The sequence below is a fragment of the Pseudomonas sp. EGD-AK9 genome (genome assembly GCF_000465935.2).
GTDB lineage: Bacteria > Pseudomonadota > Gammaproteobacteria > Pseudomonadales > Pseudomonadaceae > Aquipseudomonas.
This window is the reverse complement of the sequence record NZ_AVOF01000024.1, coordinates 1-12,578: the sequence shown is the minus strand read 5'-3', so window position 1 is coordinate 12,578 and position 12,578 is coordinate 1. Positions and strand designations below refer to the sequence as shown.

13 protein-coding genes are annotated in these 12,578 nt (G+C 66.0%); 6 read left to right on the top strand and 7 right to left on the bottom strand.

Annotation, left to right across the window (positions count from 1 at the left end; all coding sequences use genetic code 11):
• The 5 genes from N878_RS01015 to N878_RS00995 all read left to right on the top strand — a co-directional run.
• Positions 1-672, top strand: a 672-nt coding sequence (locus N878_RS01015; RefSeq protein ID WP_021441820.1) for a lytic transglycosylase domain-containing protein, incomplete at its 5' end; no start/stop codon positions are given.
• 3 nt (positions 673-675) lie between these two features.
• Positions 676-2,043 (top strand): flagellar hook-associated protein FlgK, encoded by a 1,368-nt coding sequence (flgK, locus tag N878_RS01010; RefSeq protein WP_021441819.1) that lies wholly within the window; start codon positions 676-678, stop codon positions 2,041-2,043.
• A 27-nt stretch (positions 2,044-2,070) separates the two neighbouring features.
• A complete protein-coding gene (gene flgL, locus N878_RS01005) occupies positions 2,071-2,985 on the top strand; it encodes a flagellar hook-associated protein FlgL (RefSeq protein WP_031302527.1) in 915 nt (304 codons plus the stop codon).
• Positions 2,986-3,145: 160 nt separating this feature from the next.
• A complete protein-coding gene (locus N878_RS01000) occupies positions 3,146-4,171 on the top strand; it encodes a hypothetical protein (protein ID WP_031302525.1) in 1,026 nt (341 codons plus the stop codon).
• A gap of 45 nt (positions 4,172-4,216) precedes the next feature.
• Positions 4,217-4,558 carry a PilZ domain-containing protein gene (locus tag N878_RS00995; RefSeq protein WP_021441816.1) on the top strand — a complete coding sequence of 114 codons (342 nt, stop codon included), beginning with the start codon at positions 4,217-4,219 and terminating at the stop codon, positions 4,556-4,558.
• A 94-nt stretch (positions 4,559-4,652) separates the two neighbouring features.
• On the opposite strand, the gene N878_RS00990 is transcribed toward N878_RS00995, so the two are convergent.
• Genes N878_RS00990 through N878_RS00960 form a run of 7 tightly spaced genes read right to left on the bottom strand, consistent with a single transcriptional unit; the run spans position 4,653 to position 10,928 of the window.
• A complete protein-coding gene (locus N878_RS00990; RefSeq protein ID WP_021441815.1) occupies positions 4,653-6,749 on the bottom strand; it encodes a flagellar biosynthesis protein FlhA in 2,097 nt (698 codons plus the stop codon).
• A gap of 3 nt (positions 6,750-6,752) precedes the next feature.
• Complete coding sequence (gene flhB, locus N878_RS00985; RefSeq protein ID WP_021441814.1) at positions 6,753-7,886, bottom strand: flagellar biosynthesis protein FlhB; 1,134 nt, start codon at positions 7,884-7,886, stop codon at positions 6,753-6,755.
• Positions 7,879-8,679, bottom strand: coding sequence for a flagellar biosynthetic protein FliR (gene fliR, locus N878_RS00980; RefSeq protein WP_031302524.1), 801 nt, complete (start codon positions 8,677-8,679; stop codon positions 7,879-7,881). Before fliR ends, flhB begins: the two co-directional genes overlap by 8 nt.
• A 5-nt stretch (positions 8,680-8,684) precedes the next feature.
• Complete coding sequence (locus N878_RS00975) at positions 8,685-8,957, bottom strand: flagellar biosynthetic protein FliQ (protein WP_021441812.1); 273 nt, start codon at positions 8,955-8,957, stop codon at positions 8,685-8,687.
• An 11-nt stretch (positions 8,958-8,968) separates the two neighbouring features.
• On the bottom strand, positions 8,969-9,721 hold the full coding sequence (fliP, locus tag N878_RS00970) for a flagellar type III secretion system pore protein FliP (protein WP_021441811.1): 753 nt from the start codon (positions 9,719-9,721) through the stop codon (positions 8,969-8,971).
• The gene (gene fliN / locus N878_RS00965) at positions 9,721-10,092 is read right to left on the bottom strand and encodes a flagellar motor switch protein FliN (protein ID WP_021441810.1); all 372 of its coding nucleotides are present in this window, start codon (positions 10,090-10,092) and stop codon (positions 9,721-9,723) included. Before fliN ends, fliP begins: the two co-directional genes overlap by 1 nt.
• The gene (locus N878_RS00960) at positions 10,089-10,928 is read right to left on the bottom strand and encodes a FliM/FliN family flagellar motor switch protein (protein WP_031302523.1); all 840 of its coding nucleotides are present in this window, start codon (positions 10,926-10,928) and stop codon (positions 10,089-10,091) included. The genes fliN and N878_RS00960 overlap by 4 nt, the downstream gene beginning before the upstream one ends.
• Positions 10,929-11,403: 475 nt before the next feature.
• On the opposite strand from N878_RS00960, the gene N878_RS00955 reads away from it, so the two are divergent.
• The coding region (locus N878_RS00955) for a sigma-54 dependent transcriptional regulator (protein WP_036987165.1) at positions 11,404-12,578 on the top strand (1,175 nt) is incomplete at its 3' end.

Below are 12,578 nucleotides of genomic sequence, written 5' to 3'. Positions count from 1 at the left end.
TTTCTCGCCCTGGTCGAGCGGGTCATCCAGCAGGAATCGGCCGGCCGTGTCGACGCCGTGTCGCCTAAGGGCGCCCGCGGCCTGATGCAGCTGATGCCCGATACCGCGCGGGAGATGGCCGCCGAACTCGGCCTGCCGTTCAGCGAGGCGCGGCTGACCACGGACGCCACCTACAACAAGCGCCTCGGCAGCGCCTACCTGGACAAGCTGCTGCAGCGCTACGACGGCCACCAGGCGCTGGCGCTGGCGGCCTACAACGCCGGCCCGGGCCGGGTCGACGAGTGGCTCAAGGCACACGGTGACCCGCGCCGCGGCGAGATCGGCACCGGCGCCTGGATCGAGCGCATCCCCTTCCAGGAAACCCGCGACTACACGCGCAAGATTCTCGGCGACCTGGCCAGCGGTGAAACGCCGGTCCAGGAGACTGCGCCGCAGCAGACCGCGCTGAGCGCGCAGACCCGCCAGCAGCTGGCCAGCGCGCTGAGCGCCGACAGCGGCCTGCTGCTGGGCGCTGTCGCCGGCCAGCAGCTGTTGGCGCGCGGCGAGCTTAAGTCTGCCGGCGATTGCGTCGCCCTTTCTCCGGTAACCCAGGACATTTCCGTCGAGGGCGGCGCCACGCCGCGTCTGGCGGCATTCGCTCAGCCGATGCGCTTCGAGCGGCAGGAGAGTTAATTCGTGAGCATCCTCAATCAGATCGCCTACAGTGGTGTGCGCGCCAGCCAGGTCGCCCTGGCCAGCACCGGGCAGAACATCGCCAACGTCAACACCCCCGGTTTCAGCCGCCTGCAGACCGTCACCGGCTCGCTCGCCGGGCAGGGCGGGCTGAGCGTCGGTGGTGGTGTCGAGGTGATCAGCATTCGCCGCATGACCAACGAATTTCACAACCAGCAACTGTGGCGCGCCACCACCGAGCAGCAGTACTACGGCGCCGCGCAGCAGTACCTGACCGCCCTGGAAGGCCTGATGGCCGGCGAGGGGTCGAGCATCAGCGTCGGCCTCGACCAGTTCTTCGCCGCCTTGAGCGAGGCCAGCGCCACCCCCAGCTCGATCGCCTTGCGCCAGCAGGTCCTCGGCGAGGCGGGCAACCTGGCGCAGCGCTTCAACGGCCTGAACAGCAATATCGACGCGCAGATCAAGGCCCTGCAGGAGCAGCGCACGGCCATGGCCAGCGAGATCAACGGTCTGACCGAGAACATCGCCCTGCTCAACAAGAAGATCGTCGAGACCGAGTCGGTCAAGGGTGACAGCACCGCGCTGCGCGACCACCGCGAAAGCCTGATCGGTGAGCTCAGCCAGTTCGCCAAGCTGCGCGTCAACGAGACCGCGGACGGCGCCGTCAGCGTCGCCCTGGCCAACGGCCAGCCGCTGGTGGCCGGGCCCACCGCCGGCCAGCTCAAGGTGGGCATGACCGCCAGCGGCGAGCAGGAGGTCAGCCTGGCCTTCGCCGGCACCAGCTTCCCGCTGCGCCAGGACGGTTTCGGCGGCGCCTTCGGCGGCCTGCACGACGTCGAGTACGCCAGCCTGCGCCCCAACCAGCAGGCGCTGCACGACATGGCCAGCGAGCTGGCGCAGATGGTCAACGACGTGCTGGCCACCGGCTTCGACCTGGACGGCAATCCCGGCCAGGCGCTGTTCGCCTACGACCCGAACAGCACCACGGCGATGCTCAGCGTCAATCCGCTGCGCGCCGAGGAGCTGGCCTTCTCCGCGGCGGCCGGCGAGAGCGGCAACAACGAGGTGCTGCTGGATCTGCTCGGGCTGAAGAACCAGACCATTACCCTGAACGGCAGCCAGGTCACCCTCAACGACGCCTACGCCGGGCTGCTCGGCCAGGTGGCCAGCGACAGCCGGCAGAATCAGGCCGATCTCAAGTCCGCCACCGCCGTGACCCAGCAGGCCCAGGCCCAGCGCGACAGCGTCAGCGCCGTGAGCCTGGACGAGGAGGCGGTCAACCTGATGACCTACCAGCAGGCCTACCAAGCCAACATGAAGGTGATCAGCACCGCCAACCAGCTGTTCGACGACATGCTCGCCGCGTTCTGACGCGCCGATCGAGAGAGCCAGATCATGATGCGGATCACCAACTCGCAGATTACCGCGATGATGCACAACTCGATGAACGCCAGTTCCGCCGAGCTGGGCAAGCTGATGCAGCAGATGGCCACCGGCCAGCGCATCATGCTGCCGTCCGACGACCCCATCGCCAGCGTGCGGGTGCTGCGCGTGCAGCGCGAGGAGGCCAGCCTGGAGCAATACGCGAAGAACATCGCCAACGTCTCCGGCAGCCTGTCGACCCAGGAGGCCAACCTCAAGTCCACCTCCGACGCCATGCTCAACGTGCGCGACCTGCTGCTGTGGGCGGCCAACGGCTCCAACACCAGCGAAGACCTGGCCGCCATGGCCGGCGAACTGGCGATCATCGAAGACACCATCCTCAGTTTCGCCAACGTGCGCGACGAAGAGGGCCGCTACCTGTTCTCCGGCACCCTCAGCGACACCCAGGCGATCAGCTTCGATGCCGGTACCCAGAGCTACAGCATCACCGGCAACGACAAGCACCGCCAGGCCGCGGTGGCCAACGGCGTGCTGGTGGAGGAGAACGTCACCGCCCTTGGTGTGTTCGGCGCCGGCGCCGACATGCTCAACCAGCTGCACGGGCTGGTCGCCACCCTCCAGGACCCGGCGCTGGACGCCAGCGACCCGGCCGTGCGCCAGCAGATTCTCGACACCCTGAACAGCCTCGACGACAGCCACGCCCAGGTGCTCGGCGCCATCACCGAACTGGGCGGCCGGCAGAACACCCTGACCCTGCTCAAGGGCAGCAACGAGGAGGTTTCGCTGGTCAACCAGAAGATCGAGGGCGAGCTGTCGCAGCTGGACTACGCCGGCGCCACCATCGACCTGAACAACTACCAGCTGGCCCTCGGCGCGACGCAGAAGACCTACCTGAAGATCAACGAGATGTCGCTTTTCGCGCTGCTGTAACAGGTCGCCGAAAAACTACCTGCGTTGCCTGGCCGTTGTTAAAAACGGCCTCAAAATGCTCATTTACAGCACGTAAACTGCGCTTTTTCGGCCGTTTTTGCCTAGGCCAGCCTGCCTCGGCTACGTTTTTCAACGACCTGTTAAGGAGTCCTCGCCCGTGATCAAGGTCGACAAGCAGCTGCCGGTGGTCACCGCCCTCGATCCGCAGGCGCGCCGTCCGGTGCAGGGCGAACAGGCCATGCAACGCCCGCGCAAGCAGGCGCCCACCGCCGAGCAGGCGGCGCAGCCGCGTGGCAAGCACGCCAGCTTCAACCTGCAGCTCAACCAGCAGCTGACCTCGATGCAGGCCGCCGACAGCTACCTCGGCGAGCTGGCCGGGCGCCTCGGCCAGCTCAAGCTCAGCCTCAGCCGCGAGCTGAGCAACGCCCAGGCCGGCGAGCGCGAGGGCCTCAAGCAGGAGCTGGAGCAGGTGCGCCAGCTGCTCGCCCAGCGCAGCCAGCGTTCGGCGCAGTCGCTCGACGCCGGCTTCAAGCTGCGCCTGACCGAACCGGTGCGCAGCCGCTTCGGTCTGCAGGGCCTGGAGTCCATGGCGGCGATCCAGCAGGCCGGCAAGGAGACCCTGCTGTTCAGCGCCGAGCGCAAGCTGGCCGAGCCGCTGGCGGTGGTGCTCGACGAGGGCCTGAGCGAGCAGCAGATCCTCCGCCGCTTCAACGCCGGCCTCGGCCCGGCCGGCATCCGCGCCGAACTCGATAGCGGCGGCGCGCTGAAATTCAGCGCCCGCGAGAACGACTGGCAGCAGCTCAAGGGCGAGCTGCGCGTGCAGGGCGAAGGCAAGCTGGCGGCCAAGGCCGCGGCGCCCGTCGCCAGCCAGGAAGAGCAACTGCTGCGCCTGCCCGAGGCCGCGCGGCTGGACGGCGCGCGCGAACTGCGGCGGGCGCTGGACGAGGTGGTGGCGGCGCTGGACAAGATCGGTGCGCTGCGCGAGCAGCTCAGCCATCGCCAGCAGGAGATCCGCGAGTTTCTCGCCCGGCACGCCGAGCAGAACGAACGCGAATGGGCGCGCGAGTTCGCCGGCGAGGTGTTCAGCCTGATGCGCCGCAGCCCCAGCAGCTACGCCGCGGTGACCCAGACCGTGGTGGCCCAGGCCAATATCAGCCGCTCCAGCGTGGTCAGTCTGCTGTCCTGATCTTCGCCATATAACTAGACGTAGTGAGTACCAAGGCATTCTCCTATGCGCCGATCCAGTCGTATCACCTTTCGCTCCACCTTCCGCATCAAGGTCAGTCAGCGCGAGCGCGACGAGTTGATCGGTTATGCCGGCGATGTGTCCGAGTGCGGCATGAGGCTGCTCAGCGATAGCCCGGTGGAGCCGGGCAGCCAGTTGCAGTTGCGTCTGCGCATGCGCGATCGCGAGGGTGAGTTGCGCCAGGTGGAGGTGGACATGGTCTGCCAGTGGTCGCAGGAGAACAGCCGCACCGGCTTCTTCGAGGCGGGCCTGGCGGTGGTCGGCGAGGCGCCGGCCTATGTGGGCTTGATCGAGGGGATGCGCAACAGGCGCCAGGAGCAGGTATAGGCGGGCGGTGCGCGCGGCGCCCCTAGCCGAGGGCGCGCGCTTCGCTGTGCTGGAGGTGAAGAGCGACATCCACCCGGCGATGAACGGGCCCCGGTTAGCCCAGGGTGCCGAGGATATTGACGCCGACCCGGTCGGGAATCTCGTTCTGCGACAGCACGTGCAGGCCGGGGCTGAACACCCGGGCGTAGCGCGCCAGCAGCGGGCGCAGCTGCGGCATCACGGTGAGGATCGGCGGATGGCCGTCCTTGCGCAACTTCTCCTTCACCACCGGCATGCTGGTCTGCAACTGATTGAGCAGGCTGGGCTCGACCGGGATGTTGTCCAGGCTCACCGGGCCGGCTTGCTGGGCGATGGCCAGGGCCCCCAGCAGGGTGTTTTCCAGGGCATTCTCGAGGATGAACACCGACAGCTCCTGCCGCTCGCCGGCGATCATGCCGACGATGCTGCGGCGCAGCGCGTAGCGCACGTCGGAGGCCAGCAGCACTGGGTCCTTGGTCGATTCGCTGGCTTCCAGCAGGGTGGTGGCAATGGTGACGATGTCCTTGAGCGGCACCTGCTCCTGCAGCAGCTGGCGGTAGACGCGGTGCTGCTGGGTATAGCTGAGCTGGTTCTTCAAGCTCTCGGCCAGCTTCGGCGCCTGCAGCTGCAGGCGCTGCATCAGTTGGTCGACATCGTCGTGCTTGAACACATCCGGCAGGTGTTCGCGGATCACCTTGTTCAGGTGGGTGGCGATCACGCTGGCGCAGTCGATCACCTGGTAGCCGAGGTTCAGCGCACGGGCCTTGTCTTCCGGCTGGATCCATACCACCTGCATGCGATAGGCCGGATCGACACCGAGGATGCCGTCGATCTCGCCGTACAGCTCCGGCGAGGGGATGGCCATCATGCGGTCGGCATGCAGCTCGGCGCCGTCGAGCTTCTCGCCGTTGATCTGGATGCTGTACTGCGAGGCCTTCAGGCGCAGGCTGTCGCGGATCTGCACCTCGGGCAGGAGAAAGCCCAGGCTCTCCGAGAGGGTCTGGCGCACGCCGCGCACGCGCTGGGTGAGCGGCGCGCCGGCAGCCTCGTTGACCAAACCGACCAGCTTGTACCCCAGCGACACCGAGAGCCGCTCGACCAGCGGAATATCCTCCCAGGCCAGGTTCTGCGCGCGCTCCTGCTCCATCGCCTTGCCCAGCGCTTCCACCTGCTGCAGGCTGTCCGCCTCGCTTGGCGGCGCGTTGCGCGAGACCATCCAGGCAATAAAGGCCACCAGCGCGGCGAAGCTGATAAAGGCCAGATGCGGCATGCCCGGCACCAGCGCCAGGGTGAACAGAATGCCGGCCACGGTGTAGAGCAGGGCCGGCTGGGCCAGCAGCTGGCGGTGTACCTGCTGGGTGATTTCCGAGGATTCGTTGATCCGCGTGACGATGATGGCTGCCGCGGTGGACAGCAGCAGCGCCGGGATCTGCGCCACCAGGCCGTCGCCAATGGTGAGCAGGGCATACAGCTTGAAGGCTTCGCCGGCGCCCAGGTCGTAGATGAACAGGCCGATGGCGAAGCCGCCGAACAGGTTGATCAACAGGATCAGGATGCCGGCGACGGCGTCGCCGCGGACGAACTTCGAGGCGCCGTCCATCGCTCCGTAGAAGTCGGCTTCCTTGGCCACCTCGGCGCGCCGGCGCTTGGCCTCGTGCTGGTCGATCAGGCCGGCGTTGAGGTCGGCGTCGATGGCCATCTGCTTGCCGGGCAGGGCATCCAGGGTGAAGCGCGCGGTGACTTCGGAGATGCGCTCGCCGCCCTTGGTGATGACGATGAAGTTGATGATCATCAGGATCACGAACACCACCAGGCCGACGATGAAGTTGCCGCCGATCACCACCTCGCCGAACGATTCGATCACCTTGCCCGCCGCGCCGGTGCCGGTATGCCCCTCGAGCAGCACCACGCGGGTGGAGGCGACGTTCAGGCACAGGCGCAGCAAGGTGGTGATCAGGATCACCGTGGGGAACAGGGAGAAGTCCAGCGGGCTCTTCGACGACACGCTGACCAGCAGCACCAGGATGGCCATGGCGATGTTGAAGGTGAACAGGGCATCGAGCAGCACCGGCGGCAGCGGCAGGATGACCATGGCCAGGATCGACAGGATCAGCACCGGGATGCCGATGCGGCCGCTGCGGAAGGTGGGCGCGAGTTGCTGCAGTAGGTTCATGGATCAGCCCCTGTTGGCCAAGCTGTCGGGAATCGGAAGGTTGCTCGCCAGGTGTGGCTTGCTTCTGCGGCCCTGGCGCCAGGCCTTGAGCTGCAGGATGTAGGTCAGTACGTGGGCCACCGCGGTGTACAGCGGCGCCGGGATCTGCTGGTTGACCTGGGTGCTGTGGTAGATGGCGCGCGCCAGCGGCGGAATCTCCAGCACCTCGAGTTCGTGCTTTTTGGCCATCTGGCGCATGTACAGCGCGGTCTCGTCGACGCCCTTGGCCAGCACGAAGGGCGCGGCGGCCTTCTTCGCGTCGTACTTGAGCGCCACGGCGAAGTGCACCGGGTTGACGATGATCACGTCGGCGTTCTTGATCACCTTGCTGATCTGTCGTTGCAGCATCTGCCGCTGCAACTGCTTGATGCGCGCCTTGACCTCGGGGCGGCCCTCCTGGTTCTTGTGCTCTTCCTTGCGCTCCTGCTTGGTCATGCGCATCTTCTTGAGGAAGAAGTAGCGCTGCAGCGGGATGTCGATAAAGGAAAACAGCACGAACACCAGCAGCAGGCACAGGGTCAGGTTGAAGGTCAGGCTCAGCGCCGCGGAGATGGCCTGCAGCACGCTGCTGCGCTGCAGGGCGATCAGTTCCGGTAGCGCGGCGCGCACCAGCACATAGCCGACGCCGAGCAGCACCAGCACCTTGAGCACCGACTTGAGCAGCTCGCTCCAGTTCTGCGCGGAGAAGATTCGCCCGAGGCCGGTGATGGGGTTGAGCTTGCTCAGCTTGGGCGTGAAGTTCTTCGCCGAGAACACCCAGCCGCCCGGCACCAGCGACAGCGCCACCACCAGCAGCGAGGTGAGCAGCAGCGGCGCCAGCAGCTTGATGAACACCAGGATGTTGTAGCCGAGCAGGGTGTCGAGATCGTCCAGGCCGATCTCGCTGTGGCCGAACTGGATATAGGACAGGCGGAAGCTGTCGCTCAGCCCCTCGAGGAACAGCCCGGCGCTGAACTTGAGGATGAACAGGGTGGCGAGCAGCGAGATGGTGGTCGACAGGTCCTTGGAACGCGCGACCTGGCCGTCCTCCTTGCTCTTCTTCAGCTTGTGCGCGGAGGCCTCTTCCGTCTTTTCCTGACCGCTGTTTTGCTCAGACATGGCCGCCCTCGCGCAGGATCACGCCGATATCGTCGAGCAGCTCGCGGGTCAGGTGCAGGTAGCTGTCCGGCAGGTTGGGCAGGGTCAGGTAGATGCACAACAGGCCCATCAGGATGCTGATGGGAAAGCCCAGGGAGAACAGGTTCATCGCTGGCGAAATACGGTTGAGCAGGCCGAAGCAGAACTGCACCAGGGTCAGGCAGAACACCAGCGGCAGGGTCACCAGCACGGCGGCGGCCAACACCCAGGCGAAGGCCTGAATGAAACTCTGCGCGCCGAGGTAATGCAGGCCGCTGCCCACCGGCCAGAACAGGAAACTCTGGTACAGCACGCTGACCGTGACCAGATGGCCGTCGATGGCGAAGAACAGCAGCACCAGCAGGATGAAGTACAGCTGATAGATGATCGACGACGACGACACGCCGTTCACCGGGTCGTTGTAGCGCGCCATGCTCATGCCCATCTGGGTCGACACCACCTCGCCAACCAGCATGAAGATGGTGAACACCAGCTGCAGGGTCAGCCCTAGCAGCACGCCGAAGGCGACCTGCTCCAGGGCGGTGAACAGTCCTTGCAGCGATAGCGGATCGATCGGCGGCATGTCCGGCAGGGCGGCGCCCAGCGCCAGCGTCAGCGCCAGGGCGAGGAGGATGCGCACGCGCACCGACACCGCCTTGTGGTTGAACAGCGGCGCCATGCTCATCAGCGCCAGGATGCGGCAGAACGGCCACCAGTAAGCCTGCAGGCTGGACAGGTAGCTGCCGGCGTGCAGCAGGGGCTCGTCTAGGGGCATGGGCATCAGCCGACCAGGTGGCCGGCCTGCTTGAAGGTTTCGATGAACAGATCGCCCAGGGTGCGCAGGATCCAGTGGCCGGCGAACACCAGCATGGCCAGGGTGATCAGCAGGCGCGGCAGGAAGCTGAGCATCTGTTCGTTGATCTGCGTGGCGGCCTGGAAAATGCTCACCAGGAGGCCGCCGAGCAGGCTCGGCACCACCAGCACGCAGACGATCAGGCCGGTGATGTAGACCGCATGGGCCACCAGTCCGGCGGCGTATTCGGGGGTGAGCATGGGCGACCTCGCTAATACGGCTGAACGCTGCTGGTGAGGGTGCCGACCAGCAGGGTCCAGCCGTCGACCAGGACGAAGATCATCAGCTTGAACGGCAGCGAGATCATCATCGGCGACAGCATCATCATGCCCATCGCCATCAGCACGCTGGCCACCACCAGGTCGATCACCAGAAAAGGCACGAAGATCATGAAACCGAGCTGGAAGGCGGTCTTCAGCTCGCTGAGCACGAACGCCGGCAGCAGCAGGGAGAAGTCCAGCTCGGCCAGATCCTCCGGCAATTCCTCGCCAGCCAGGGCGACCAGGGTCTCCAGCGAGTTCTTGCTGGTCTGCGCCAGCATGAACTGGCTGATGATGCGCTTGCCCTCGCCCAGGCCCTGCTCGAGGCTGATCTGGTCCGCCTCGAACGGCACGTAGGCCTGGGTGTAGACCTCCTGCCACACCGGGCGCATCACCAGCAGGGTGAGGCACAGGGCGATGCCGATCAGCACCGGGTTGGGCGGGCTCTGCTGCAGGCCGATGGCCTGGCGCAGGATGGCCAGGACGATGATGAAGCGGGTGAAGCAGGTCATCATCATCAGCATGGCCGGGAGAAAGCCCAGCAGGGTCATGATCAGCAGGATCTGCAGCTTGACGCTGAGGGTCTGGCCGTTCTCGCTGTCGTTGAAGTTGAGCAGGGTGATGTCGCCGCCGGCGGCCTGGGCCAGCAGCGGGCAGCCCAGGGCCGCCAGCAGCAGGCCGAGGTGCAGCAGGCGGCGCGGCATCAGGCGCCCAGCCCGCTGAGGGCGCTGCCGGACAGCTCGACGATGCGCAGGCCGTAGTTGCCGTTGAGCACCACCACTTCGGCCTTGGCGAACAGCGCGCCGTTGACCTTCACGTCCAGCGGCTCGCCGGCCAGCTTGTCGAGGGCGATCACGCTGCCGGCGTCGACGTCCATCAGCTCCTTCAGCGAGATCTCGGTGGAGGCCACTTCCAGGGTGACGTTGACCGGGATCTTGCCGAAGAAGCTCAGGTCCTGCTGCGGCAGGGTCGCCGGGCCGTCGACGGGCGCGGCTTGCGGCTCCGGCTCGTCCAGGTTGAGCCCGGCGTCGTTGATCAGGTTGTCGAAATCGTTATCGGAAATGGGGCTGCTCATGGGGTCTTCACGCTCTCAAGAGAAGTCAGGAACAGGGAGCCGTCGTCTTCGAAGATGGCGCCGCGAAACAGCTTGTGCTGGTTGATCTGCACCTCGCAGCGTTCCAGCAGGCGCATCGGCAGGATGTCGCCGGGGCGCAGGCCCAGCACCTGGGACAGGGGCATCTGCAGGCTGGCCACCACGCAGTCCAGGCGCACCGGCAGCTGGCGGATCTGGTTCAGCGAATTGCCGCCCTGGGCCGTCGGCGCCGGGCTGCTCAGGCGGCTGGTGAGCTCGTCGACCAGCTGGGTGTCCAGGTAGATGAAGATCGACGCCTGGCTGCCGGTGATATGGCTGGTGAAGTGGAACTCGGCGACGTATTCCCACACCGCCTCGTCGTAGGCGTTGTCGTGGGGTTCGAGCTTGCCGAAGGTGTCGCCGGCGAGGATCGAGCGGGCGAACAGCTGACTGACGTCCAGCCCCAGGCGCGTGCGCATGCGCTGCTCGGAGCTGCTGATCGGCGGCGCCTCGTGGCTGGGCAGGCAGGTGCCGCCGTAGTAGCACTCCAGCGCCTCGGTCAGCAGCGCGCGGTCGATGGCGAAGCCGACCTTGCCCAGCGTCGAGCGATACAGGCACTCGGCGTCCTGCACCACCTGTTCATGGACCTCCACCTTGAGCAACTCCAGGTTGATCCGGAAGTTGCGCAGAAAGTAGTCGCTGATGATCCGCGGGTACTTGCTGGAGAGCTCGCGAATATAGTGCGGAATCTTGTGGTAGTGCCGGCCAAGTTTCTGCGGTTTCAACCGGATCAGACTGTCGGCGGGCACGCCATGATGGACTTTTTTAATGCCACTCATGTTGTGTGCTGTATTCCTGGTTGTAACTGCGTGGGCGCCGCCGGTTAGCCAGGCGGGCATTGCAGGAGACAGTTTGGGGTGCCGGCAGGCCGTTGCGCATTGCGTTGGCCATGGCGTCGATTCCATCCCGGCGCCGCGCTGCAGGCCAGTGATGACGAGGGGGAGTCTAGGGAGCGGGGGGCGGGAAATTAAATCAATAGATATCAAATGCTGTCTTTGATGGCGGATGGCCAGCATTGATGGCAATTGATACTAAGTAACTCGCGAATTTCTGTGCGCTTGTTAACGTCGCCGCCGTGATGCCGTCGAGGCCTATAGAGGAAGACGTCGGTAGTTGACCGCGTTGATCGATAAGGGCGACGGAAAGTTCGAAAAGATTAAGTGGCCGAGTGCAAAAAAACTGTCATCTGCTTGGCAGATTGAAACTCGGGACGCAACTTGCCAGCGGGCAGATAAAGACAACGGGTGATTTACCTTGAAGCGTTCAACTCAAACGGTAAGTTACGCCTGCGACGGGCTGTTCGACGAACTGCCGGGGCAGCAACATATAGTGGTGGTCGGCCAGGCCGATGCCGCCAGCGACGGCCTGCTGAGCGGCAGCCTGCGCCGTCAGGGCTACCGGGTGCGGCGTTTCGCCAGTTGCCTGGAGCTCGACCCGCAGGTCCTGCAGAGCGCCAGCCTGGTGCTGGTGTTCGTCAGCAGCCTGGCCGGGCCCAGCCTGTATGCCCAGGTTGGCGCCATGCTACGCCAGGCCAGCCGCGTCGGCGTGGTGCCGGTGGTGGAGTACGCCGACCAGGAGAAGGCCGCCGCGCTGCTCGAGCTGGGTTGCGTCGACTACCTGCTGGCGCCGTTCAGCGAGGCTCAGCTGAGCGCGCTGCTGCGCCGCCAGGAATCGGCCAGCGCCGGCGAGGAAGGCTTCGTCTCCTGCTCGCAGGCCGGTCGCCGCCTGCTGGCCATGGCCCAGCGCGTGGCCATGACCCGCGCGCCCATCCTCATCACCGGCGAGACCGGCACCGGCAAGGAGCTGATGGCGCGCTACATCCACCGCTTCTCGGCCGCCGGTGACGCGCCCTTTATCGCGGTGAACTGCGCGGCGATTCCCGAGCAGATGCTCGAATCCATCCTCTTCGGCCACGAGAAGGGCGCCTTCACCGGCGCGGTCAGCGCCCAGCCGGGCAAGTTCGAGCTGGCCAACGGCGGCACCCTGCTGCTCGACGAGATCGGCGAGCTGCCCCTGGGCCTGCAGGCCAAGCTGCTGCGCGTGCTGCAGGAGCAGTGCGTCGAGCGCCTCGGCGGGCGCAAGGAAATCCCCCTCGACGTGCGCATCGTCGCCGCCACCAACCGCGACCTGCAGCAGGAGGTGGCCGAGGGCCGTTTCCGCGCCGACCTGATGTTCCGCCTCGACGTGCTGCCGCTGCACATCAGCCCGCTGCGCGAGCGCAAGGACGACGTGCTGCCGCTGGCGCGCCGCTTCATTCGCCAGTACGCGGCGCAGGACGCGCGCCACGAGCTGCTCACCGAGGACGCTTGCCGCGCGCTGCTGGCCCACGACTGGCCGGGCAACGTGCGCGAGTTGGAGAACTGCCTGCAGCGCGCCCTGGTGCTGCGCAACGGCCTGTATATCCAGGCCCAGGACCTCGGCCTGGCGGT